Origin of the sequence: Paraburkholderia lebeckiae (assembly GCF_050436325.1) — a bacterium.
Taxonomy (GTDB): domain Bacteria; phylum Pseudomonadota; class Gammaproteobacteria; order Burkholderiales; family Burkholderiaceae; genus Paraburkholderia; species Paraburkholderia tuberum.
Genome location: NZ_JBNDLZ010000002.1, coordinates 1,266,061 through 1,288,527, shown reverse-complemented (window position 1 = coordinate 1,288,527; position 22,467 = coordinate 1,266,061). Strand labels below are relative to the sequence as shown.

The following is a 22,467-nucleotide window of genomic DNA, read 5'->3' as shown; positions in this document are numbered from 1 at the left end:
TTGCGCAGGTCGTCGCGTCATCGTTATATGTACTTTTATTTCATATGATCCCGATCCACGCACCCAAAATTGTGCCTGGCTCGAACAATAGGACGTGAACGATGGCTTCGCAATATGAATCACGCGGACATAAGGTGTGAACCTGGTGAAACGCGGATATTCTTCACGCGATCGTGCAAATCGTGGGACGCTCGGAGCCGGTTGCTCCGCGCTTCCGACTAGAGCCACTATGCAAATTCGCCAATAAGCGAGCCGCGCACGACGCGCAGCACAAAAAGAAACGGGCCGGCGCGGCTTCTTCGCCGCGCCGGCCCGTCGTGTATCGACGGCGAGTTCCGCCGGTGTCAATCGATCTTGCGCCCGGTCTTCATGCGTGCTGCAACGAGTACCGAAATCAGACAGCCGATCGCCAGATACGCGGCCACCGGATGCCACGAGCCGCCCGCCAAGCTGACCAGCGCGACCGCGATGAACGGCGTGAAGCCGCCGCCGACCACGCTCGCCACCTGATAGCCGACACCGGCGCCGCTATAGCGGTACTCGGTGCCGAACAGCTCGGTGAACATCGGCTGCTGGACGCTGACGACCATGTCGTGCGCGATGTTGGCAAGCATCACCGCGAAAACGACGATCCATACTGTCGAACGCGCTTCGAGCGCGAGGAAGAACGGCACTGCGCTGAACACGCCGACCAGCGCACCGAGCATATAGATGCGACGGCGGCCGAAGCGATCCGCGAGCCAGGCGAAGCACGGAATCGTCACGCAGCTGAGCGCGCCGACGACGAAGCCGATCGTCAGGAAAAACTCGCGCGGCATGTGCAGGTTCGTGGTCGAGTAGCTCAGCGCGAACGCGGTCACGATGTACATCGTGAACAGCTCGGCGAGCCGCAGGGCGATGATCAGCAGGAAGGCTTTCGGATGGCGCAGCAGCGCTTCGACGATCGGCAGGCGCACGCGGCGCTCGCCATGCTGGCCGACTTTCTCGACGAACTCCCGAGATTCCTCCATGCTGGAGCGGATCCACAGCGCGATCAGCACCAGTACGACGCTGAACAGAAACGGCAGACGCCAGCCCCAGCTGAGGAACGCGGCGTTGTCCATCGAGCGGCTGATCAGCGCGACGAGTCCCGTCGACAGCACGAGCCCGACGCCGTAGCCGACCTGCACGCCGCTGCTGTAGAACGCCTTCTTTTTCTCGGGCGCGCTCTCGACGGCCATCAACGCCGCGCCGCCCCATTCGCCGCCGACCGCAAAGCCCTGGATTGCGCGCAACGTGACGAGCAGCACCGGCGCCAACCAGCCGATCGTCGAGAACGCCGGCAGCAGACCGATCGCGGCCGTCGACAGACCCATCATCATCACGGTGAGCACGAGCATGCGCTTGCGTCCGAGCCGGTCGCCGTAATGGCCGAACACGAAGCCGCCGAGCGGCCGGAACAGAAAGCCGACGCCGAAGGTCGCGAACGCGGCAAGCGTGCCCATCGCCGGGCCGACGTTCGGGAAGAACTCGGCGTTGAACACGAGCGCGGCGACGATGCCGTACAACAGGAAGTCGTACCAGTCGACCACGGCGCCGATAAAGCTGCCGAGCGCGGCCTTGCGAGCCTGACTGCGCGCATTGCGGTGAGTGGCCACTGTGGCCTGCGGGTGGGCGGTGCTCATCGAGTCTCCTTCAATGTGATATGTGCTTTAATCGATCGCGCCGCCGGGCAAGGCTTTCGACGCGATCGATCCGCAGAGGGAATGTCCGGAAGGTTAATGACGCCACCCGGAATTCACAATCCGCGTGATGGAGAAAATGCGCGATCATCGCACGCGGCCGCGCGGATAGCGCGCGTTTTGCGTGTTTACACCGAGCGCCACGGAGAACCGTCGCGGGGAAGATGTGGACGAACCCACGCAGCGCGCAGCGTGCTACCGTGAAAGTAATCTTAAAAACAACAGGTATTGATATACTACATACGGAATATTGAAAAATGCGGCGTTGCAGCATATGATTGAGGGATCAATCTTCTCAATCATCCGGAGTTACACGTGGAATTCGTGCCTCTTGCGCTGTTCGCCATGGCCGTCGTTGGGTTGGGCTGTGCCGCCACCGTTCTGCTGACCGACTGGATTCCCGAATCGGTCGCTGCACCTGCATCGCAACATGGCCGCTTCGTCGGTCTGGGCGAGCGGCGCGGCAAAACGGCGGCGCCGAATCGCGCGTGTGTTCAAGCAGAGGCGATGAATGTCGTCAGAACTTCCAACTGAAACAGTGGCCACCCCGTTGACCCTGTCGTTGCAGCCAATCGGCGCGAGCGCGAGCTTGCGCGATCAGGCCTATGCGATGCTGCGTCAGGCAATCGCCGACGCGGATATCTACCAGAATCGCGAAGAAATCCGTCTCGACGAGCGCGTGCTCAGCGAATCGCTCGGCGTGAGCCGCACGCCGGTGCGCGAAGCGATGACGCTGCTCGAGCAGGAAGGCTTCCTGCGCATGGTGCCGCGGCGTGGCATCTACATCGTGCGCAAGAGCAAACGCGAAATCGTCGAGATGATCCAGATGTGGGCCGCGCTCGAAAGCATGGCCGCGCGGCTCGCCACGCTGCACGCGACCGACGAGGAAATCGGCCGCTTGCGCCATATGTTCGACAATTTCCGCGACACGACGCCGGCCGAGCATATCGCCGAGTATTCGGACGCGAACATCGCGTTTCATCAAGCGATCGTCGAGCTGTCGAAGTCGCAGATCATTCTCGACACGATCAAGAACATCTTCATCCACGTGCGCGCTATCCGGCGCATGACCATCTCGCAGAGCGACCGGGCCGCGCGCTCCATCGTCGATCATCTGCGCATCATCGAGGCGCTCGAAAAGCGCGATACCGAACTCGCCGAGCGGCTCACGCGCCAGCATTCGCTCGATCTCGCGGCGTTCGTCGAAGCCAATTGCGATTTCCTCGATTGATGGCGTCGTAGACGCTGCCTGGCTGCTGATTGCGAAAAGCCCGCGTGTGCAAGCACCGCGGGCTTTTTTGCGTGCGCGCACTTCGAACGATGCGCAGCTCGCGCGGCGGCGAACGGCAAACAAAAACGAGGTCGCCGCCGCGCTGCGGGATAACCTTGCTTGACGGTCGTGAAAATATGGTATGTGATATATCAACAGTGACCGGTATAACGCATGACCTGGTGTTTTCCCTTGAAATGACTGCCGCAGAGCCTTGTAGATTCGGCGCAAAGCTGCGGCTAGCAAGCTCGAGCAGCACAACTTCGCGCCGTCTATGTCTCGAAATTGGCCTTGAACGAATGTGATATATCACATACGGTATCTTCCAAGCCGTGAGACGTCGGTGCAACCGGACGTATATCGAAGCGGACGCGTCCGTCGATAACCGTTGCACATCCGATTGATGAGGAGATGACCATGTCTGAAGTTGTTTCATCCCTGAGTCCGGCCACGGCCACCACGACCGCCGACGACACGCTCAAGCAGAAGACCCGCGAAGCGGGCGTCGTGTCGGGCGGCCATCTGGTCGCAAAGGCGCTGAAAAACGAGGGGGTCGACACGATCTTCACGCTGTGCGGCGGCCACATCATCGATATCTACGACGGCTGCGTCGACGAAGGCATCCGCATCATCGACGTGCGCCACGAGCAGGTCGCCGCGCACGCGGCCGACGGCTACGCGCGCCAGACCGGCAAGCTCGGCTGCGTGGTGACGACCGCCGGCCCCGGCTGCACGAACGCGGTGACCGGCATCGCGACCGCGTTCCGCTCGGAAAGCCCGATCCTGCACATCGGCGGGCAGGGCGCGCTCACGCAGCACAAGATGGGCTCGCTGCAGGACCTACCGCACGTCGACATCATGGCGCCGATCACGAAGTTCGCCGCGAGCGTGTCGAGTACCGAGCGCGTCGCGGACATGATCTCGATGGCCGCGCGCGAATGCTTCAACGGCGCGCCCGGTCCCGCCTACCTGGAAATTCCGCGCGACGTGCTCGACCGCGAAGTCGACGCGACGCGCGCGGTCGTGCCGCAGCCGGGCCGCTATCGCGCGTCGACGAAATCGATCGGTGACCCGCGCGACATCGAGAAACTGGCGGACATTCTCGTCGATGCGGAACGCCCCGCGATCCTGTATGGCCAGCAGGTGTGGACCGCGCGCGGTCACGAGGAAGCGATCGCGCTGCTGCGCGGCATCGAGATTCCGGGCTATTTCAACGGAGCGAGCCGCGGGCTGCTGCCGCCGGGCGATCCGCATCATTTCGATCGCACGCGTTCGCAGGCGTTCGCGAACGCCGACGTGCTGATCGTGGTCGGCACGCCGTTCGATTTCCGCATGGGTTACGGCCGACGCATCAGCAAGGAATTGACGCTGGTGCAGATCGATATGGATTATCGAACCGTCGGCAAGAATCGCGATATCGATCTGGGGCTCGTCGGCGATCCGGGCGCGATCCTCGCCGCGGTACTGCAGGCCGCGAGCGGTCGTATCAAGGACGACAAGCGTCAGGCGCGCCGCAAATGGATGGCGCAGTTGCGCGACGCCGAAGCGAGCGCGACCGAAAAACTGATGCCGCTGTTCCGCTCGAACAGCACGCCGATTCATCCGTATCGCGTCGCGTACGAACTCAACGAGTTCCTGTCCGACGACACCGTCTATATCGGCGACGGCGGCGACGTCGTGACGATCTCCGCGCAAGCAGTGCGCCCACGCCGCCCCGGGCAGTGGATGGACCCCGGCGCGCTCGGCTCGCTCGGCGTCGGCACCGGCTTCGCGCTGGCGGCGAAGCTCGCCCATCCGCACAAGGAAGTGCTCTGCTATTACGGCGACGGCTCGTTCGGCATGACCGCGTTCGACATGGAAACCGCGAACCGCTTCGGCGCACCGTATCTCGCGGTGATCGGCAACAACTCGGCGATGAACCAGATCCGCTACGGCCAGCTTGCCAAATACGGCGAAGAACGCGGCAACGTCGGCAATCTGCTCGGCGACGTGCCGTTCAGCAAATTCGCCGAAATGCTCGGCGGCTATGGCGAGGAAGTGCGCGATCCCGCGCAGATCGCGAGCGCGCTACAGAGTGCGCGCGAAGCGATTCATCGCACCGGCCGCTCGGCGGTGGTCAACATCTGGGTCGACCCGCGCGAGTACGCACCGGGCACGAAGAACCAGACCATGTACAAATAACCCTCATCGTTCAGGAGATACGACATGGCCAAGGCACTCGACGGTGTGCGCATCCTCGATTTCACGCATGTGCAATCGGGGCCGACCTGCACGCAATTGCTCGCATGGTTCGGCGCGGACGTGATCAAGGTGGAACGGGCAGGCGCGGGCGACATCACGCGCGAGCAGCTGCGCGATATTCCCGACGTGGATAGCCTGTACTTCACGATGCTCAATCACAACAAGCGCTCGGTCACGATCGACACCAAGCATCCGGAAGGCAAGCAGGTGCTCGAATCGCTGATCCAGAAATGCGACGTACTGGTCGAAAACTTCGCACCGGGCGCGCTCGACCGGATGGGCTTTACGTGGGAGCGGATTCAGGAATTGAATCCGCGCATGATCGTCGCATCGGTGAAGGGTTTCGGCCCGGGACCTTACGAGGACTGCAAAGTCTATGAGAACGTCGCGCAATGCGCGGGCGGCGCGGCCTCGACCACCGGCTTCGACGACGGCCCGCCGGTCGTGACCGGCGCGCAGATCGGCGATAGCGGCACGGGGCTGCATCTCGCGCTCGGCATCGTCACTGCGCTCTATCAACGCACGCATACCGGACGCGGCCAGCGCGTGCTGGCGGCCATGCAGGACGGCGTGCTCAATCTGTGCCGCGTCAAACTGCGAGACCAGCAGCGGCTCGACCGTACCGGCGTGATGAAGGAGTATCCGCAATATCCGAACGGCACCTTCGGCGAAGCGGTGCCGCGCGCGGGCAACGCGTCGGGCGGCGGCCAGCCGGGCTGGATTCTGAAATGCAAAGGGTGGGAGACCGACCCCAACGCCTATATCTACTTCATCACGCAGGCGCCCGTGTGGGCGAAGATCTGCAACGTGATCGGCAAGGAGGAGTGGGCCACGGACCCCGACTACGCGACGGCGCCCGCGCGCCTGCCGCGGTTGAAGGAGATCTTCGCAGAAATCGAACGCTGGACGATGACGAAGACCAAGTTCGAGGCGATGCAGATCCTGAACGAATACGACATTCCGTGCGGCCCGATCCTGTCAATGAAGGAAATTGCCGAGGAGCCGTCGCTGCGCAAAACCGGCACGATCGTCGAAGTCGATCATCCGAAGCGCGGCAAGTATCTGACAGTGGGCAATCCCATCAAGCTGTCCGACAGCCCGACCGACGTCAAACGCTCGCCGCTGCTTGGCGAACATACCGATGAAGTGATGGCCGAGCTCGGTTATTCGGCCGAGCAGATCACGGCGCTGCGCACGGCGGGCGCAATCTAGGAGCGAGGCATGCAGACGTGGATGCGGTTCATGTCGGGCGACGGCGGCATCGTGTTCGGCCGTGTCGAAGGCGCCTATCTGCACGAGTACGAAAGTCTCGCGCAGCCGGTGCCGACCGGCGCAGTGCTGTCGCTGCGCGCATTGACGCCGTTGGCGCCGTGCTCGCCCGGTAAGATCGTCGCGCTCTGGAATAACTATCACGCGCTCGCGGCGAAGCTCGACAAACCCGTGCCCATGCATCCGCTGTTTCTGCTGAAGCCGGCGGCGTCGGTGATCGGCGCGGGCGAGCCGATCCGCCGGCCGCGTCACTACGCGGGCAAGATCGTCTACGAAGGCGAACTCGGCATCGTGATCGGCCAGCGTTGCCGCGACGTGGATGCGCAGCAGGCGGAGGCGGCGATCTTCGGCTACACGCTCGTCAACGACGTCACCGCCGCCGATCTGCTTAACGAGAATCCGCATTTTCCGCAGTGGTGTCGCGCGAAGAGCTTCGATACCTTCTGTTGCCTGGGGCCGGCCATCGTCTCCGGTTTCGACTGGCGGGCGGCGCGCCTCCTGACCACGCTCGACGGCGCCGAGCGTCAGAACTATCCGCTCGCCGATATGGTCTTTTCGCCGGCCGAGCAGGTGAGTCTGATATCGCAGGATCTGACGCTCGAACCCGGCGACGTGATTGCGTGCGGCACCTCGGTGGGCGTGGGGTCGATCAAGGACGGTGCAACGGTCTCGATCACGATCGATGGGATAGGCACGCTGACCAATACCTTGAGCGCGGCGCAGCGCGACGAGCCGCGACAATCGGGCGATACCGCGAACGTCGGTTGACGAGGGCCGGGCCTCGCGGCTCTTGCTTTTCATCGCATCACGGAGGATCACGCATGCTGCAAGCTTGTGGGAGTGCCGTGTGGATGGACCTGTTGTTGCTGCTCGCCGTGGCTGTCACCGCTGCGTTGGTTGCGGTGCTGATGGTGGCGTTGGCCGCGCTCTCGCGAGGACAGTTCGGCCGACGTTCGGCGCATCGGCATTCATGCGTGCGCGAACGCGATCTGACACGCAGGCCCCGGATGCTTGCATTGCTTGGCAGCGGCATCGGTTTGGCGGTCACGTCGATAGGCTTTACGCGCTACCTGTTGGCAGCGGCGCGCGAGAACACCGAACGCCTCGAACTGTTTGCAGCCGTGTTGATCGGCGCGCTGCTCTTTGCGATCTCGGCGATTGCGTTCTGCAAGCTGCGCGGCGCATTGCAACTCGAGGCGGTCGCGCGGCCGGGACATCACGTCGTCAATCTGTTTGCGCTGTTTTTATGCGGATGGCTCGGTTACGGTTTCGTCACTGAACAGGCACAGCCATTCGGACTCGCCGCATTGCTCGCGACGGGCGCGCTGGCGTTGGCAATGGGCGTGCATCTGATGCTGAGCCGCGAGTACTCGGCCGATCCCGCTCACGCGGCGAATCGCGTCAGTTGCGCAGCGCGCATGTGTGCCTTCGCCGCGCGTAGCGATGGCCTGGCGATCGGCAAGCCGGGCCTGCTCGCGAACATCGAGTGGCATGACGGGGAAGAGCAGACGTGGGCGCTTCGCGATGTCACGCCGGCGATGATGCGCGTGCGTGCCTCTGCAGATAGTCGGGATGGACGTGACGGTAGACGCGGCAACGGCCGCCAGCGCGACTGTGCACGCCAATGCGCGCACAAGCGGCCGGTTCATTTCACTACACGTCGCTGATCAATGATGCATGCGCCGCCAGGAGACCAGATTGCCAATAGCAAAGACGGCGGGACGATGATCCCGCCGCCCGAGTCTTTTTCAATGCTTCTATTCGCCCACGGCCGCGGCGAATTCGCTGTAGTACTGCGTCTTCCTATGCAGAATCAGTTGCGCGAGAAAGTCGGCATCGTACGCCCGATGCAGGTGGCTGTGATAGCGCTCGATATAAGCGGTGATTCGCGCCAACTCGCCATTGAACTCTTTCAGCATGTCGAACGTCGCACGGTCCCAGCGAAACCGCAGCCCAAGTTCGCTGAACGCGGCATTGTAGGCGCTCAGATGCGCATCGTCGGATTGGTCTTCGTGATCCGCCGCCGCTGTGCGAGCGTTGCGTGTACTGATACGGGATTCAACCGGAGCGTGGTTCATGATCGGCCTCCTCGGCTCGCAAGTGAAAGAACTCGCTTGCAGCATAGAAGTCGCGATCGATTTGCAATAGTTAAAGTTTTATTGGCTTTCCATAGCCTACGGCTTATGTACGCTCAGTTCCTTCACGCGGGTGATCTTTTCGATCAGATTGGCGCCTTCCTCCATCAGGAAACGTTTGAAGGCGACGGCAACCGGCGGCAGACGCTTGTTCTTCCGATGCACGACATACCAATTGAGCATGACCGGAAAGGTTTCGACGTCGAGCACGACCAGATGACCCAGTTGCAATTCGAGGCTGATCGTATGGGCGGACAGAAACGCGATGCCCATGCCGGCGATGACCGCCTGCTTGATCGTCTCGGTGCTCTTGATCTCCATCGCAATCTTCAGATTGGACAGTCGGCCGGCAAAACCTTCTTCCATCGAATTCCACGTGTCCGAGCCGCGTTCGCGCACGATGAACGCTTCGTTCGCGAGTTGACTGAAGCGGATATTGCGCTTGTGCGCAAGCGGATGAGTGGGCGCCGCGACGATCACGTATGGGTGCGGAGCGAACGGTTCATTGGTCGCGTCGGTTTCATGCGGCGGACGCACCATGACCGCGAGGTCGGTCTGATTGGTCGCCAGTTGATGAAGCAGTTCTTCGCGGTTGTGTACCGCGAGATTGAGATCCACACCCGAATAGCGACGCGTGAATTCGGCGAGAAGGCGCGGAAAGAAATAGTCTCCCGCGCTAATCACCGCAACATTCAGTTTGCCGCCGGAGACGCCCTTCAACTGGCTCATCGCTTCGTCGACTTCATGGAACTGCTGCATGATCGCGCGGCTGTAGTGGAGCATTTCCGTGCCGGCCGGCGTCAGATAGATCTTCTTGCCGAGTTGCTCGAACAGAGGCAGCCCCGCATGTTCCTCGAGTTGCCGGACCTGGGTGGAAACGGCCGGCTGAGTCAGATGCAATTCTTCCGCGGCGCGCGAAAAACTCAGGTGGCGCGCTACCGTTTCAAAGACCTTCAGCTGCCGCAGAGTTGCATTGCGCATCGTCATGGTCGATGTATAAGGAAACGTGAATCAACATAATAACAAACTTTAATTATGAGTAATTCAGCAATGACCCTAGCATGAAACCTATAAGAAGCCGAATAGCCGCTGTAATACGCGGGTTAACGCATAGATATGTGGTGTGGCGGACTCAATAGCGGGGAATAACCCGTAATGCTTACCGGCTGAAGCGTGGTTCTGGTCGGAATAAAGCAAGAATTTTATAGAAGACGAGTTCGGGGATCTGCGGAAACGCAAAAGCGTCAATTGAGACTTATCCCGAATAGCGAAAGTTCTCGGGCCATAACGATAAGGCGGGACACATCCAGCGCGGCGCGTAAGCCGGCTGCACTAAATAAATAGTGGAGACAAGGCTCATGAACGATATCACCCAGCAATCGACGACCCGTATGTCCTGGCGTAACCGATGGTGGCAACTCGTCATCGGCATGGTATGCATGGCGCTGGTGGCGAATCTGCAATATGCGTGGACGTTATTCGTGGCTCCTATGCATGCGCGGCATCACTGGAGCGAGGCGTCGATCCAGCTCGCGTTCTCGATCTTCATTCTGACCGAGACGTGGCTCGTGCCGTTCGAGGGCTGGCTCGTCGATCGATTCGGGCCGCGCCCGGTGGTGGCAGCCGGCGCGGTATGCGCGGGTTTGTCGTGGATTCTCAATTCGCATGCGACCACGCTCGGCATGTTGTATTTCGCCGCGGTGATTGGCGGGATAGGCGCGGGCGGTGTGTATGGAACATGCGTGGGCAACGCGCTCAAATGGTTTCCCGACCGGCGCGGTCTCGCCGCGGGTTTGACGGCAGCGGGCTTTGGCGCAGGCGCGGCGCTGACGGTGATTCCGATTGCGAACATGATTACGCGCCGCGGCTATGAAGAGACGTTCCTGTTCTTCGGCATCGTGCAAGGCGTCAGCATTCTGCTGCTCGCGCTGCTCCTGACGCGGCCGATCCTGCGTCAGCCGGGAGTACGCAAGAGCCGCTTCGCGGTGTCGAAGGTCGATTTCACCTCGCGCCAGATGATCAGAACGCCAGTGTTCTGGGTGATCTACGCGTCGTTCGTCGCGGTCGCGGCGGGCGGCTTGATGGCGACCGCGCAAATCGGCCCGATCGCGAAAGACTGGGGCATAGCGCGCATTCCGATGACGGTCTTCGGCGCGACGTTGCCGCTGCTGACCCTCACGCTGTCGATCGACAATATCTTCAACGGCTTGACGCGTCCGCTGTGCGGTTTCATCTCCGACAAGATCGGCCGTGAAAACACGATGTTCGTGATCTTCATCGGCGAGGGGCTCGCGTTGCTCGGCATGATGCAGTTCGGCAGCAATCCGTATGCGTTCATGGTCTTTGCCGCGCTGATCTTCCTGTTCTGGGGCGAGATCTTCTCGATCTTCCCGGCGACTTGCGCCGATACGTTCGGCAGCAAGTACGCGGCCGCCAATGCCGGCACGTTGTACACCGCGAAGGGCACGGCCTCGTTGCTGGTGCCGATCGCGTCCGTACTCGCGGCGACGGGCGGCTGGAGTCTTGTCTTCGTCTTTGCCGCCGTCATCACGATCGCAGCCGGCATTGCCGCGAAGTTCATCCTCGAGCCGATGCGCGCGCGTTGGATCGAATCGCACAACGAACCTCAGGGCGCGCTGGCCGTCGCGGGTCCTGGCAATGGCAATGGCAATGCGTCGCGAATGAGTCACTGGCCCGGACAGTCTGGGGAATAACGTGAGCGTCGCGCGCCCGGAACCGACGCCATGAATGTTTCGCTGCAGCAGCTCAAGGTGTTCGTCGCGGTCGCGCGCGAGCGGAGTTTCACGCGCGCGGCGCGCGAGTTCGATCTGACGCAGTCGGCCGTGAGCCGTTGCGTGCGTGAACTGGAAGATGCGGTCGAATTGAAGCTGTTCGATCGCACGACACGCCAGGTCGAACTGACGAATGCGGGCGCGAGTCTCGAGAGAAGAATTGGCCGGCTGCTCGACGAAATCGAGTTGACGCTGCTCGAAGAGCGCGCTGCTTTCGACGGACACACGGGCGTCGTCTTATTCGCGAGTAATCCGGTGTTGTCCTCGGGCTGGGTGCCGCAGGCTTTGGCGCAGTGCGCGTCGGTTTTTCCCGAGCTGGTCGTATCGGTCAAGGATCAGCCTCAAAGCAGCGTACTGGCCAGTATCGAGCAGGGCGAGGCGGATTTCGGCGCGGTCTGTGTGACTGCACCTGTCGATAGTCCTCTACTGCACGCTCAGGTACTTTTCACTACGCCACTGCATGCGGTGTTTCCGTCCGCGCATCCGCTGGCGCGGCAAGACAGCATCGGATGGCACGCGTTGCGAGAATGTCCGCTGATAACGCTGAATGCCGATACTGGCGTGCGCGCCGCGCTTGCACCGGTACTCGCCGCGAACGGATCGAAGCGCCTGCCGTTGCAGGAACTCGGACACGTCGCGGCCGTAGCGCGCATGGTCGAATTGGGACTGGGTGTCGGCGTATTGCCTGTCGATGCGCATTGGCCTTCGCCGGGCGCTTCGTTGGTGAGTCGTCCGCTGGTCCCCGAAACGGCATTGACGACGGTACTCGTGCAGCGCAGAAATCGCTCGCTGCGTCCCAATGCCGCTGTTGCGTGGGGGCAGTTTGTCGCGTCGACGACTGATCATTCGCCGACCGCGAACGAAGCGCCTGCCGCAGCCGCGACGCCAAGCTTCAACTGGCGGTCCGTGCGGCAAAGCCTGTTGCCGGAACCTTAGACAGGGGCCGACCAAAAAGCTTGCGCGACGCGCGGCATTCGATCGATGTGCCGTCAGTCAACCACATAACGTCCTACTCAAGGAGTTTCATGATGGAAATCCAGACCGATCTCAGGCACCATGATCTGCTGATCGACGGCAAGCGCATGCCGCCAGGCACCGGGGAATATTCCGTCGACATCAACCCCGCGACCGAGGAGCCGATCGCACTGGTGGCGCAAGGCAGCGCCGCCGACGTCGATGCCGCGGTGCGCGCCGCGCGCGGCGCATTGAAAGTATGGAATTCGATTCGGGCCGCCGAACGCGGGCGCATCCTGCAACGTCTCGCGGGCCTGATGCGCGAGAACATGGAAGAACTCGCCGCGCTCGAAAGTCTCGACGGCGGCAAGCCGATTGGCGCGGTGATGCGTCAGGACGTGCCCGCCGCGATCGATACCGTCGAATACTACGCAGGCTGGTGCGACAAGATCAACGGCCAGGTGGTGCCGACGCGTCCCGATGCATTGACCTATACGTTGCGCGAACCTGTCGGCGTGGTCGCCGCAATCGTGCCGTGGAATTTTCCGCTGATGATCGGCATGTGGAAGATCGCGCCCGCGCTCGCATGCGGTTGCACGCTGATCGTCAAGCCCGCCGAGATCACGCCGCTCACTGCGTTGCGCATCGGCGAGCTGGCGCTCGAAGCGGGCGTGCCGCCGGGCGTGCTCAACATCGTCACCGGCAAAGGCAGCGTGGTGGGCGACGCGATGGTCTCGCATCCCGGTATCGACAAGGTCACGTTCACCGGTTCGCCTTCGGTCGGACGAGGCATCCTGCAGGGCGCGGCGGGCAATTTCAAACGCGTGACGCTGGAACTCGGCGGCAAGTCGGCCAACGTGATTTTTGCCGACGCGAATCTCGACAATGCGGTGCGAGCCGCGGCGTCGGGCGTGTTCTTCAATACGGGGCAAGTGTGCTCCGCCGGGTCGCGGATACTCGCGCATCGCGACGTGTATGACGAAGTGGTCGAGCGTCTGGCCACGCGCGCGAAGTCGATCAAGGTCGGCGATCCCGCGCTGCGCGAAACGTCGATGGGACCGCTGATTTCGGCCGCGCAGATGAAGACCGTATTGAGCTATGTCGACACGGGACGCTCGGAAGGCGCATCGCTCGTGACGGGTGGCGCGCGCGTCGGCAATCGCGGCTTTTTCGTCGAGCCAACCGTGTTCGCGAATGTCGAGCACGAAATGCGCATCTCGCAGGAAGAAATCTTCGGGCCCGTGGCGAGCGTGATCCGTTTCAACGACGAAGCGGACGCGATCCGAATCGCCAATGGCACGTGGCACGTCGTACAGTCTCGCGGCAGGCGTGTGGAGCGCTGACTTGAGCCGCGTGCATCGCATGGCGCGCGACCTGAGGGCGGGCACGGTGTGGATCAACACCTACGGCTATACGGACGTGCGTTTGCCGTGGGGCGGTGCTGGCGACTCGGGCTTCGGTCGCGAGCATGGCGATGTCGCGATCGAGAACTTCACGGAACCGAAAGCGGTGTGGGTGGCGATAGATCAATAACGTCCAATGTGAAAAAAGGATCGGATGCATCGCATCCGATCCTTCAGGCCATGTTGCAAGACGAAAAGGAATTGACGAGTACTCGGTCAATTGCCCTGTAAAGCCATCTTCTCGCGCAATTTGATCAGTGCGAGCACGACGTCGATAGTGGGTGTCGGTTCGGCAACGAGTCGCCCCATTTCCTGCACGACAGTCAATAAAGGATCGATTTCCATCGGCCTGCGGTGCTCGAGATCGACGAGCGTCGATGTCTTGTGCGCACCGACCGCGCCCGCGCCATCAATACGCCTTTCCACATCGACGCGAAAGTGCACGCCGAACTGATCCGCGATTCGCTTCGCTTCGAGCATCATCGTGCGTGAAACCGCGCGCGTGCCCGGGTCACTCGTGAGCACATCGAGCGTTGCATGCGTCAATGCGCTAATCGGGTTGAAGCACAGATTACCCCATAGCTTGAGCCAGATCTCGTCGCGAATGTTGTCGCGAATCGGCGCTTCGAAGCCGGCCGCCTGCATGATCTCGTGCAGTTGCTGAATGCGCGGGGTGCGCTCGCCACTGGGTTCGCCGATGGGAAACTTCTTGCCGTACACGTGCTTGATCACCCCCGGTTCGACGATCTCCGCCGCCGGATAGAGTACGCAGCCAATCGCGCGCTCGGGTCCGAGCTTGGTCCATTGCGAACCGTCGGGGTCGACGCTCGTCAGCCGAGTGCCGGCAAAGCGCCCGCCGTGCTGATAGAAGTACCAATATGGAATGCCGTTGACGCCGGTAACGATCGCCGTGTGCTTGCCGAGTAGCGGTTGCATGGAATCGACCACGCCAGGCAGCGAATGCGCCTTCAGCGTCACGATGACGAAGTCCTGAACGCCGAGTTCGCGTGGATCGGACGTGCAGCGCACCGGCGCGCTGAACGTTTCGCCATCCATGATGAGGCGCGCGCCGTGTTCACGCATCGCGGCCAGATGCGGGCCGCGCGCAATGAAGCTGACGTCCGCGCCGGCGCGTGCCAATTGCACGCCCATTAAACCGCCGATCGCTCCCGCTCCGAAGATGCAGATCTTCATGATGTCGCTCCGTGACGATGAAAAAGCCGTTCGCCCAATGCCGCATTGCAGTAATCCGCGGCCGGTCACGGTTCGAGCATAAGGTGGCGCGACGAATGCTGATAGTTAAAGTTTCTCGGTCGATGTATTAGTTATTCGTTATGACAAGACCGCGACGTGAATGCTGCTTCGACTGTCGGAGAGCCTAGGGCCTGTTCACGCTAATAACGGGCTTGCGAACGTGCCTTTCCGCGCGCGTGAACAGGCCCTAGATAGCTCAGCCGCGCCGAACCAGCAGAAAACTCACGCCGATTGCCGCGAGAAATCCCCCGCAGCAGCGATTGAACCAGCGGCGGATCTGCGCGCGCATCAGCCATTTGCCGAGATACATGCCGGCCCACGAATACAATGCAATCGCCACCCATTCGAGTACCAGAAAGCTCGCGCCGAGCGCGGCGAATTGCGGCAGTATCGGCTGCGCGACGTCGACGAATTGCGGCAGGAACGCGGTAAAGACCAGAATCGCCTTCGGATTGCCCGCCGCCACGAAAAACTCGTGTCGTGCGATGCGCGAGAGCGCAGCCTCCTGTGGTTGCGACGTATCGATTGCGGGTGCGTCGCTGCGCCACAACTGGATCGCGAGCCAGATCAGATAAGCGGCGCCCGCGAGTTTGATCGCCAGAAAGATCCACTCGGACGCATGCAGCACGACCGCGAGACCGGTCGCGGCGAGTGCGAGCATCATCGCGAAGGCGAGCAGCCGGCCGCTGCCGCCGACGAACGCTTTCATGAAGCCATGACGCGCGGCCACGTTGATCGAAAGCAGGTTGTTGGGCCCGGGTGCGAGGTTGATGGCAAAGCAGGCGGGTAAAAAGAATAGCCAGGCGGTAAGGGACATGACGGCTTGCATTCCGAACGGGAGATCACGATGCATCGCGCGGAGAATCGCGCGCGATGCGTTACCGGGATTGTAGCGAAACCGCGCCGCGCGTCGGCTGGCCGCGTGCTCAGTTCACCGCCTTGATAAAGCCTGGATCGCCAATCAATGTATCGACGCTGAGGTTGACCGTGTCTTCGATCGCGATCGTGTTGCTGGTGAATTTCGGCGACTTCTGCTTCACGGTGCGCGTGGTCGTGTACATGACTTTTTGGGTCGCCGCATCGATAACCACGTAATGCATCTTCAGCGTCCACAGCGCCGGCGAGCGCCTATCGTCCACCGTGAAGGTTTCGATGCTGCCGCTGAGCACGCGTTTGTTGTCGTCGATACGAAAACCGGCCACTCGCAGACTATTCGCGACGCCATTGCGCACCACGAGGCTGACGTCGTCCTTCAGCACGAGCCCGGTCATCCCGGTATTTTCGATGCGGTTCGGCGAGATATGTCCGTCGCGCGCGGGCAGATACGCGAAGTCGCGTGCAGGGGCGACGCTGAGCGAGCCAGTGCCGTGGGTCTTCGTGTGCGTCGCGCTGGCGCTGCTGTTCAGGCCGAACCATGACCACGAGCACGCGGACAGCAGCGTGGGCAGCAGTACGGCGCTGCAGCCCTTGAGCACGACGGATCTCAACGGCGAACGCGCAGCAGCCATGCGGGAGAAAGCGGCGGTCGAAGTCAGAGGAGTTGCCCTTTTCAGTGGAGTCATCCCGGTGAAGAACAGCATGGTAGCAGCGAACTGGACCGTCGAACTTTCAAACGGGCTCCGGGCGCTCCCTGCCGATTCGGGCAGCAAGCCTCGCGTCGGGGTGGCAGCCCATCATAACGGGCCGCGCTAGCGATGGACACCGAGGCCGCGCCCGAAGGGTTTTCGCGATGTTTTCGGAATTGCCCGCGCCAGGCCCGGACCTGAGCCGTTCAAAAAAAGCCCGCCTTTCCTTGCGTGATATCGATCAGCGTCGCCTTGGCGTCGTCGAGTGCGTTGGCGGGCACGCGCATCGTCATTTTCACCAGCATGCCGTGGGCGCTGTCCACGAGCGCATAGCCTTCGGCGTCCATCCATCGACGGACTTTGGCTTCGTCGGCATAACTCACTTCGACGCCCAGCAACACCTGGGCAATCCTCTCGACGCGCGGCGCGTCGAGCAGCGCGGACGCGATCGCATCGGTGTACGCGCGCACCAGACCGCCCGCGCCGAGCTTCACTCCGCCGTAATAGCGCACGACGGCCGCAAGGACGTCATCCAGATCGTGATGCCGCAGCACTTCGAGAATCGGCCGACCGGCGGTGCCGGACGGTTCGCCGTCGTCGGACATGCCGGACTGGCCGCCCGCGAGCAGCGCCCAGCACACATGCGTCGCGGCAGGATGTTCGTCGCGCAGACGCTGCAATTCGGCCATCGCGGCATCGCGATCGGCGACCGGAATCGCATGCGCGATGAAGCGGCTCTTGCGAATCTCGAGTTCCGCGCTTAGTGGCGCGGGCAGGGTATAGGTGGGCAAGGCGGAAACGTCGGTGGATGAAACGAAGCACGCGGTAGGCGGCGCGATGTCCCTCATGGTAACGGATCGTCGGTGCCAGCGAGGCGCAAGGGCAGCTTCGCGGGTTCGTCTACAATGGTCCGCTGAGCGCGCGCCCATCATTCAGACCCCGCGCGTCGCAAGGAGACGACATGCTTGACCTATCCACGTTGGGGACGTTCGTTGCCGTCGTGCTCGGGCTCTTTCTGATTCCAGGCCCGGCCGTGCTGCTAGTTTTGACGCGCACCATGCACGGCGGACGTAAAGCCGGCATTCTGACCGGTCTCGGTATCGCAGCTGGCGATTTCGTGCATACGCTGGGCGCCGCGGTTGGCCTCTCCGCACTGCTGATGACGTCCGCGCTGGCCTTCAATGCGGTGAAATTCGTCGGTGCCGCGTATCTCGTCTATCTGGGCATTCGTGCATTGCGCGAAAAGCAGGCGAGTGCGCACCTGCCGGTCGTCGCGCCGGTGTCGGGTTCGAAGGCGTTCTTGCAGGCGATTCCCGCCGAAGTGCTGAACCCGAAGACCGCGCTGTTTTTCCTTGCGTTTCTGCCGCAATTCGTGCGCCCCGAACATGGCTCGACGTTTCTGCAGTTCGCGACACTCGGGCTTATTTTCGTTGCCATGAGCGCGCTTTATACGACGCTGATCGTCCTGACGATGCGGCCGCTGGGCAAACTCGTGAAGCGTTTGACGTGGTTGACGCGCTGGCAGAACAAGCTCATCGGTGTGCTGTTCATTTCGCTCGGCCTGCGCGTGGCAGTGCAAACACGCTGAGTCCCGAAGCGCGAGTTCAGGACGACGCCAGCGGGATCAGCGACCCAACGACGCGACCATTAAGCATTGCAAGGCGACGATGCCATGGCACGCGCGATTCAGGAGACAGCGATGAATGAAGACGCAACTTCGACGGCGCGCGCAATCGAGTTCTGGTTCGACTTCGGCAGCAACTACAGCTATCTCAGCATGATGCGGATCGAAGCGTTGGCGGCCGCGCGCAACGTGACGATCCTCTGGCGGCCGTTTCTGCTCGGTCCGGTATTTCGCCAGCTCGGTTTCGACAACTCGCCCTTCGTATTGCAGAAAGAAAAAGGCGCGTACGTGTGGAAAGACATGGAGCGTCAATGCCGCAAATACGGCATTGCGCTCACGCGCCCCAGCACGTTTCCGCGCGCGGCGCTTCTCGCGATGCGTGTCGCGCTGCTGGGTGCGAACGAGCCGTGGATCGGTGCCTGGTGCCGCAAGATCATGCAGTTGAATTTCGTCGACGACCGCGACATCGGTTCAATCGATGTCGTCAGTCACGCGCTCGACTCGCTTGGCTTACCGGCGCAGAGCGTGATCGACGCCGCGCAAAGCGACGCGAACAAGCTCCGCTTGCGCGAGCAGACCGAACGGGCCATCAACAAGGGGATTTTCGGTGCGCCGACGTTTTTTGTCGGCGGGGAGATGTTCTGGGGCAATGACAGGCTGGAGGACGCGTTGGACGACTGCGACGCGATCGCGGCGCGTCATTGAACGTCAGCGGAAGCGCTTAATCAGCCTGCTGACAGAAGCGCCGACCCGGCACGTGAGAGACCACGGCCTGGGCGATTTCGAGCGGAGTACTTTCGGCGGGAACGACGCGACGGCTCGATTCGGGCGCGTGCTTCATCGTCCATTCGACGAGTCGGTATGAACGGCCCCAGGGCGGTTGCAGCGGATCGGAGACCTTGCAGGAATGAATCTGGCGAGTCCATTCATGGCCGGGCATCGCACGCAGGTGTTCGACTACCATCTCTTCAACCATGATTTACCTCCTTCTTCTTGCGCGTAACCGTTTTCGGTCGCGCTTCTGGCACCCCTCAAGAAAAAGCGCCGCCGATGTTCTGGCGGCTCAACAGGGGATGTGCCACATACTTGCAGGGAACAATTAAGCGAAACTTAAGAACCGCAATCATTACGCAAACGGATCTCACTGCGTGTAAGCGAGGGTAAGTGAATGCAAGCGAGAGCTGACAACAGTGGGCATGAACGCTCGCAAGCCGGCCGACACGTCGCGAGCCTGCCCTCAAGACCCCGGCGGATCGGCCGTTATCAGTAGGGTTGGGGCGTCGACCCCGCTTCGCCTTCAGGGCCGCCTTGTTGATACCGTGACGAATCTCGCCCAAACGCCGCTTTCCGAGCGCCTTCGCGCGCTCGTCGACACCGTGCAGCACAATGAGCGCACGTTGCGCCGCTTCCAGAACGTCGAGTTGCGGTTGATCGGCGCGCAGGATTTCGCATCGTTTCTCGATACGTTGTTCAGCCATCTGCCGCAGGAGTTCTCGCTCGCGAACGTGGTGCTGTGGCTCGACGAGCGCGCGCCAATGCTGCTCGAACTGCTCGAGCCGGGCAACCTGCGCGCGCTCGATAATGCGCAGCTGAAGACGTCGCGCGAGGGCGGTCTCGTCGCGCAATCCTTGTGCGAAGACGATCGGCCGTGGCTTGGCCGCCCTGGCGAACTCGACGACGACACGCGCCACGCGTTCTTCGGTGCCGCGCCAGCTCACGTGCCGGCCAGCGCGATCCTGCTGCCGCTCGTCTCGGGCACGAGCGTCAGCGGCTATCTATGCCTCGGCAGCGACGACCCCGCGCGCTTCGGCGCCGGCATGGCCACCGACATTCTCGAGCGCTTCGCGAGCATCGTCACCGCGAGTCTCGACAACGTCGCGCATCGCGAGCGGCTCAAGCAGCTCGGCATGACCGACTCGCTGACCGGCCTCGCGAATCGCCGCTATTTCGACGAACGGCTGCGCGAGGAGTTGATGCGCGCGGCCCGTTATCGCGTGCCGGTCGCATGTCTTTTCATCGATATCGACGGTTTCAAGCGCATCAACGATAGCCACGGCCATCAGGCCGGCGACCGCGCGCTCGCGGCGGTGGCCGCCTGCGTGCGACAGCAGGTGCGGCTTGGCGACACCGTCGCGCGCTATGGCGGCGAGGAGTTCGCCGCGCTGCTGCAAGGCGATCGCAGCGACGCGTTGATCGTCGCGGAACGCGTGCGGCGTGCGGTCGAGAATCTCGACGTGCGCGACGAGCACGGCGAGCTCATTGCATTGACCGTGTCGATCGGCGTGGCCGGGCGCGTGGTCGCCGGCAGCCCGGCCGAGGCGATGTCGCTCGGTCAGGCGATGATGGATGAGGCCGATCGCGCGATGTATCAGGCCAAGCGCAACGGCCGCAATCGTATCGAGGCGCAGGTCGATGCGCTCGATGCGCAGGGCTGATCGACCGTAACTAACACTAACTACGCGTCACACTCCTGCCGCATCCGGCGGCACCCCGAGCAGCTGCAACGCGCCGCCCATCACGCCGCTGAACACCGGTCCAGCGACCGTGCCGCCATAGAACGCCTTGCCAGCCGGATCGTCGATCATCACGGCGACGATCAGGCGCGGATCGCTCATCGGCGCCATGCCGACGAACAGCGCGCGGTAGCGGTTCTTCGCGTAGCCCGCGCCGATCTGCTTGCGCGCGGTGCCGGTCTTGCCGCCGACGCGATAACCCGCCACGGTCGCGGCGCGTCCGGTGCCGCCGTTGCCCGTGGCCATTTCGAGCATGTTGCGGATCGCGCGCGCGGTGCCGGGCGTCGTGACCGATTCGCCGCGGTCGGCTAACGACGCGGGGCCGTCCGCGTCGAGCGGCTCGCGCAGCAGGCTCACGCGCCTCAGCGCGCCGTCGCCCGCATAGGCGGTGTAGACCTGCGCGATTTGCAGCAGCGATACCGACAGCCCGTAGCCATACGCCATCGTGGCCTGTTCGATCGGGCGCCAGCGTTTATATGGCCGCAGCTTGCCGGCGGCCACGCCAGGGAAGGGCAGCTCGGGCTTCAGACCGAGCCCGTATTGCCGATACTTGGTCCAGATCGTCTCGGCCGGCAGATTCAGCGCGAGCTTTGCCAGCGCGATATTGCTCGACTTCTGCACCGCCTCGGCGACCGTCATCGCGCCGTGATTCGACGTGTCGTGAACTACGGCCGGGCCGATCCGATACCAGCCGGGCGCGGTATCGATGATGCTCTGCGGCCGCACCTTGCCTTCGTCGATCGACAGTGCGACGACCAGCGGCTTAATCGTCGAACCCGGTTCGAACGTGTCGATCACCGCGCGATTGCGCAACTGCCGGCCGGACAGGCGCGTGCGGTCGTTCGGATCGAAGCTCGGGTAGTTGGCGAGCGCGAGGATCTCGCCGTTGCGCGCATCGAGCACGACCACGCTGCCCGCTTCGGCGCGGTGCTGCGCGATCGCGGCTTTGAGTTGTGTGTACGCGAGTTGCTGGATGCGCCGGTCGATCGTCAGCTGGATCGTGGCGCCGTTGCGCGCGGGCACGAGCGGCCGCGTCTCCGAGATCACGCGGCCGAGCCGGTCGCGGATCACCTCGCGGTGGCCGGGCGCGCCTTGCAACTGCGCGTTGGCGGCGAGTTCAACGCCTTCCTGGCCGTTGTCCTCGATGTCGGTGAAGCCGACCACGTGCGCGGCCGACTCGCCCTCGGGATAAAAGCGTTTGGTGTCTGCGATCTGCGTGATTCCGGCGAGCCCGAGGCGCGACAGATGCCCGGCAGTGTCGGCATCGACCTGGCGCTTGAGCAGCACGAAGCTGCGCTCGCCGTTCAGACGGCGATGCAGTTCCGCGAGCGGCAGATCGAGCAGCTTTGCCAGCGGCGCGAACGCGCTTTCGTCGACGAGCTTCGGCGTGGCCCAGATCTCGTAGGTCGCGAGACTGACCGCGAGCATCGAACCATTGCGATCGACGATCCGGCCGCGCGTCGCGTCGAGTTCGAGCAGGCGCTGATAGCGCTTCTGCCCTTGGTCGACGTAGAAGTCCTGATTCACGACCTGCACCCAGAACGCGCGGAGCGCGAGCGTCGCGAACGCGCCGAACACGAGCAGCACGACGAACTTCGAGCGCCACGCGGGTAGTCGCGCATCGAGCAGCGGGTTCTTCGCGGCTAAGGCATAGGGATCGGACGATGGCGGTTTTTTCTGGCGGATCATGGCGGCGGGCAGCGGACCTCACGTACTTTCGATTGAA

Annotated in this window: 20 protein-coding genes and 1 pseudogene; 12 read left to right on the top strand and 9 right to left on the bottom strand. The window is 62.5% G+C overall.

What is annotated here, in order from left to right; all coding sequences use genetic code 11:
* Positions 1-344: 344 nt before the first annotated feature.
* Entirely contained in the window at positions 345-1,664 is a 1,320-nt protein-coding gene (shiA, locus tag OKW44_RS09095; RefSeq protein ID WP_018424720.1) for a shikimate transporter, read from the bottom strand.
* 372 nt (positions 1,665-2,036) lie between these two features.
* Here shiA and OKW44_RS09090 point away from each other — a divergent pair, with 372 nt between their 5' ends.
* The 6 genes from OKW44_RS09090 (at position 2,037) to OKW44_RS09065 (ending at position 8,168) form a co-directional block, all read left to right on the top strand.
* Positions 2,037-2,255, top strand: coding sequence for a hypothetical protein (locus tag OKW44_RS09090; protein ID WP_018424721.1), 219 nt, complete (start codon positions 2,037-2,039; stop codon positions 2,253-2,255).
* On the top strand, positions 2,233-2,952 hold the full coding sequence (locus tag OKW44_RS09085; RefSeq protein ID WP_013091210.1) for a GntR family transcriptional regulator: 720 nt from the start codon (positions 2,233-2,235) through the stop codon (positions 2,950-2,952). The genes OKW44_RS09090 and OKW44_RS09085 overlap by 23 nt, the downstream gene beginning before the upstream one ends.
* Before the next feature lie 456 nt (positions 2,953-3,408).
* On the top strand, positions 3,409-5,172 hold the full coding sequence (locus OKW44_RS09080) for a thiamine pyrophosphate-binding protein (RefSeq protein ID WP_026226574.1): 1,764 nt from the start codon (positions 3,409-3,411) through the stop codon (positions 5,170-5,172).
* 24 nt (positions 5,173-5,196) lie between these two features.
* Positions 5,197-6,444: a formyl-CoA transferase gene (gene frc / locus OKW44_RS09075; protein WP_018424724.1), complete on the top strand. Its 1,248-nt coding sequence runs from the start codon at positions 5,197-5,199 to the stop codon at positions 6,442-6,444.
* A gap of 9 nt (positions 6,445-6,453) precedes the next feature.
* Entirely contained in the window at positions 6,454-7,269 is an 816-nt protein-coding gene (locus OKW44_RS09070; RefSeq protein WP_018424725.1) for a fumarylacetoacetate hydrolase family protein, read from the top strand.
* A gap of 53 nt (positions 7,270-7,322) precedes the next feature.
* Complete coding sequence (locus OKW44_RS09065) at positions 7,323-8,168, top strand: NAD(P)(+) transhydrogenase (Re/Si-specific) subunit beta (RefSeq protein ID WP_026226575.1); 846 nt, start codon at positions 7,323-7,325, stop codon at positions 8,166-8,168.
* A 90-nt stretch (positions 8,169-8,258) separates the two neighbouring features.
* Here the strand turns inward: OKW44_RS09065 and OKW44_RS09060 are convergent, their stop codons facing one another.
* Together OKW44_RS09060 and OKW44_RS09055 are read right to left on the bottom strand one after the other, a co-directional pair.
* Complete coding sequence (locus OKW44_RS09060) at positions 8,259-8,579, bottom strand: HAD family hydrolase (RefSeq protein WP_018424727.1); 321 nt, start codon at positions 8,577-8,579, stop codon at positions 8,259-8,261.
* Between the two features lie 96 nt (positions 8,580-8,675).
* Positions 8,676-9,623: a LysR family transcriptional regulator gene (locus OKW44_RS09055; protein ID WP_018424728.1), complete on the bottom strand. Its 948-nt coding sequence runs from the start codon at positions 9,621-9,623 to the stop codon at positions 8,676-8,678.
* 371 nt (positions 9,624-9,994) lie between these two features.
* Between OKW44_RS09055 and oxlT the strand changes: the two genes are divergently transcribed.
* From oxlT to OKW44_RS09040, 3 genes and pseudogenes are all read left to right on the top strand, one after another.
* A complete protein-coding gene (gene oxlT / locus OKW44_RS09050) occupies positions 9,995-11,350 on the top strand; it encodes an oxalate/formate MFS antiporter (RefSeq protein ID WP_018424729.1) in 1,356 nt (451 codons plus the stop codon).
* Positions 11,351-11,380: 30 nt separating this feature from the next.
* Positions 11,381-12,364, top strand: coding sequence for a LysR family transcriptional regulator (locus OKW44_RS09045; protein WP_018424730.1), 984 nt, complete (start codon positions 11,381-11,383; stop codon positions 12,362-12,364).
* Between the two features lie 92 nt (positions 12,365-12,456).
* Positions 12,457-13,915 (top strand): annotated as a pseudogene (locus OKW44_RS09040) (aldehyde dehydrogenase family protein).
* An 86-nt stretch (positions 13,916-14,001) separates the two neighbouring features.
* Here OKW44_RS09040 and OKW44_RS09035 read toward each other — a convergent pair.
* From OKW44_RS09035 to OKW44_RS09020, 4 genes are all read right to left on the bottom strand, one after another.
* Positions 14,002-14,979, bottom strand: a complete 978-nt coding sequence (locus OKW44_RS09035; RefSeq protein ID WP_018424732.1) for a 2-dehydropantoate 2-reductase — start codon at positions 14,977-14,979, stop codon at positions 14,002-14,004.
* Between the two features lie 256 nt (positions 14,980-15,235).
* Positions 15,236-15,856 carry a LysE family translocator gene (locus OKW44_RS09030; protein WP_026226576.1) on the bottom strand — a complete coding sequence of 207 codons (621 nt, stop codon included), beginning with the start codon at positions 15,854-15,856 and terminating at the stop codon, positions 15,236-15,238.
* A gap of 109 nt (positions 15,857-15,965) precedes the next feature.
* Positions 15,966-16,547 (bottom strand): hypothetical protein, encoded by a 582-nt coding sequence (locus OKW44_RS09025; protein ID WP_018424734.1) that lies wholly within the window; start codon positions 16,545-16,547, stop codon positions 15,966-15,968.
* Between the two features lie 263 nt (positions 16,548-16,810).
* Positions 16,811-17,395, bottom strand: a complete 585-nt coding sequence (locus OKW44_RS09020; RefSeq protein ID WP_026226578.1) for an IMPACT family protein — start codon at positions 17,393-17,395, stop codon at positions 16,811-16,813.
* A 170-nt stretch (positions 17,396-17,565) separates the two neighbouring features.
* Between OKW44_RS09020 and OKW44_RS09015 the strand changes: the two genes are divergently transcribed.
* Both OKW44_RS09015 and OKW44_RS09010 read left to right on the top strand, forming a co-directional pair.
* Positions 17,566-18,192, top strand: coding sequence for a LysE family translocator (locus OKW44_RS09015; protein WP_013091224.1), 627 nt, complete (start codon positions 17,566-17,568; stop codon positions 18,190-18,192).
* 111 nt (positions 18,193-18,303) lie between these two features.
* Positions 18,304-18,933: a 2-hydroxychromene-2-carboxylate isomerase gene (locus OKW44_RS09010; RefSeq protein ID WP_026226579.1), complete on the top strand. Its 630-nt coding sequence runs from the start codon at positions 18,304-18,306 to the stop codon at positions 18,931-18,933.
* A gap of 16 nt (positions 18,934-18,949) precedes the next feature.
* On the opposite strand, the gene OKW44_RS09005 is transcribed toward OKW44_RS09010, so the two are convergent.
* Positions 18,950-19,204 (bottom strand): DUF2866 domain-containing protein, encoded by a 255-nt coding sequence (locus OKW44_RS09005; RefSeq protein WP_018424737.1) that lies wholly within the window; start codon positions 19,202-19,204, stop codon positions 18,950-18,952.
* Positions 19,205-19,547: 343 nt separating this feature from the next.
* Between OKW44_RS09005 and OKW44_RS09000 the strand changes: the two genes are divergently transcribed.
* Positions 19,548-20,663 (top strand): GGDEF domain-containing protein, encoded by a 1,116-nt coding sequence (locus OKW44_RS09000; protein ID WP_018424738.1) that lies wholly within the window; start codon positions 19,548-19,550, stop codon positions 20,661-20,663.
* A gap of 27 nt (positions 20,664-20,690) precedes the next feature.
* On the opposite strand, the gene OKW44_RS08995 is transcribed toward OKW44_RS09000, so the two are convergent.
* Complete coding sequence (locus OKW44_RS08995) at positions 20,691-22,430, bottom strand: peptidoglycan D,D-transpeptidase FtsI family protein (RefSeq protein ID WP_018424739.1); 1,740 nt, start codon at positions 22,428-22,430, stop codon at positions 20,691-20,693.
* Between the last annotated feature and the right edge of the window lie 37 nt (positions 22,431-22,467).

Excerpts from the sequence above, each read along its gene's own strand:
- OKW44_RS09030 (WP_026226576.1), bottom strand. The coding sequence starts at position 15,856 with ATGTCCCTTACCGCCTGGCTATTCTTTTTACCCGCCTGCTTTGCCATC.
- OKW44_RS09025 (WP_018424734.1), bottom strand. The coding sequence starts at position 16,547 with ATGGCTGCTGCGCGTTCGCCGTTGAGATCCGTCGTGCTCAAGGGCTGC.
- OKW44_RS09035 (WP_018424732.1), bottom strand. The coding sequence starts at position 14,979 with ATGAAGATCTGCATCTTCGGAGCGGGAGCGATCGGCGGTTTAATGGGC.
- OKW44_RS09045 (WP_018424730.1), top strand. The coding sequence starts at position 11,381 with ATGAATGTTTCGCTGCAGCAGCTCAAGGTGTTCGTCGCGGTCGCGCGC.
- shiA (WP_018424720.1), bottom strand. The coding sequence starts at position 1,664 with ATGAGCACCGCCCACCCGCAGGCCACAGTGGCCACTCACCGCAATGCG.
- OKW44_RS09085 (WP_013091210.1), top strand. The coding sequence starts at position 2,233 with ATGTCGTCAGAACTTCCAACTGAAACAGTGGCCACCCCGTTGACCCTG.
- frc (WP_018424724.1), top strand. The coding sequence starts at position 5,197 with ATGGCCAAGGCACTCGACGGTGTGCGCATCCTCGATTTCACGCATGTG.
- OKW44_RS09065 (WP_026226575.1), top strand. The coding sequence starts at position 7,323 with ATGCTGCAAGCTTGTGGGAGTGCCGTGTGGATGGACCTGTTGTTGCTG.
- OKW44_RS09070 (WP_018424725.1), top strand. The coding sequence starts at position 6,454 with ATGCAGACGTGGATGCGGTTCATGTCGGGCGACGGCGGCATCGTGTTC.
- OKW44_RS09010 (WP_026226579.1), top strand. The coding sequence starts at position 18,304 with ATGAATGAAGACGCAACTTCGACGGCGCGCGCAATCGAGTTCTGGTTC.
- OKW44_RS08995 (WP_018424739.1), bottom strand. The coding sequence starts at position 22,430 with ATGATCCGCCAGAAAAAACCGCCATCGTCCGATCCCTATGCCTTAGCC.
- oxlT (WP_018424729.1), top strand. The coding sequence starts at position 9,995 with ATGAACGATATCACCCAGCAATCGACGACCCGTATGTCCTGGCGTAAC.
- OKW44_RS09080 (WP_026226574.1), top strand. The coding sequence starts at position 3,409 with ATGTCTGAAGTTGTTTCATCCCTGAGTCCGGCCACGGCCACCACGACC.
- OKW44_RS09055 (WP_018424728.1), bottom strand. The coding sequence starts at position 9,623 with ATGACGATGCGCAATGCAACTCTGCGGCAGCTGAAGGTCTTTGAAACG.
- OKW44_RS09015 (WP_013091224.1), top strand. The coding sequence starts at position 17,566 with ATGCTTGACCTATCCACGTTGGGGACGTTCGTTGCCGTCGTGCTCGGG.
- OKW44_RS09005 (WP_018424737.1), bottom strand. The coding sequence starts at position 19,204 with ATGGTTGAAGAGATGGTAGTCGAACACCTGCGTGCGATGCCCGGCCAT.
- OKW44_RS09060 (WP_018424727.1), bottom strand. The coding sequence starts at position 8,579 with ATGAACCACGCTCCGGTTGAATCCCGTATCAGTACACGCAACGCTCGC.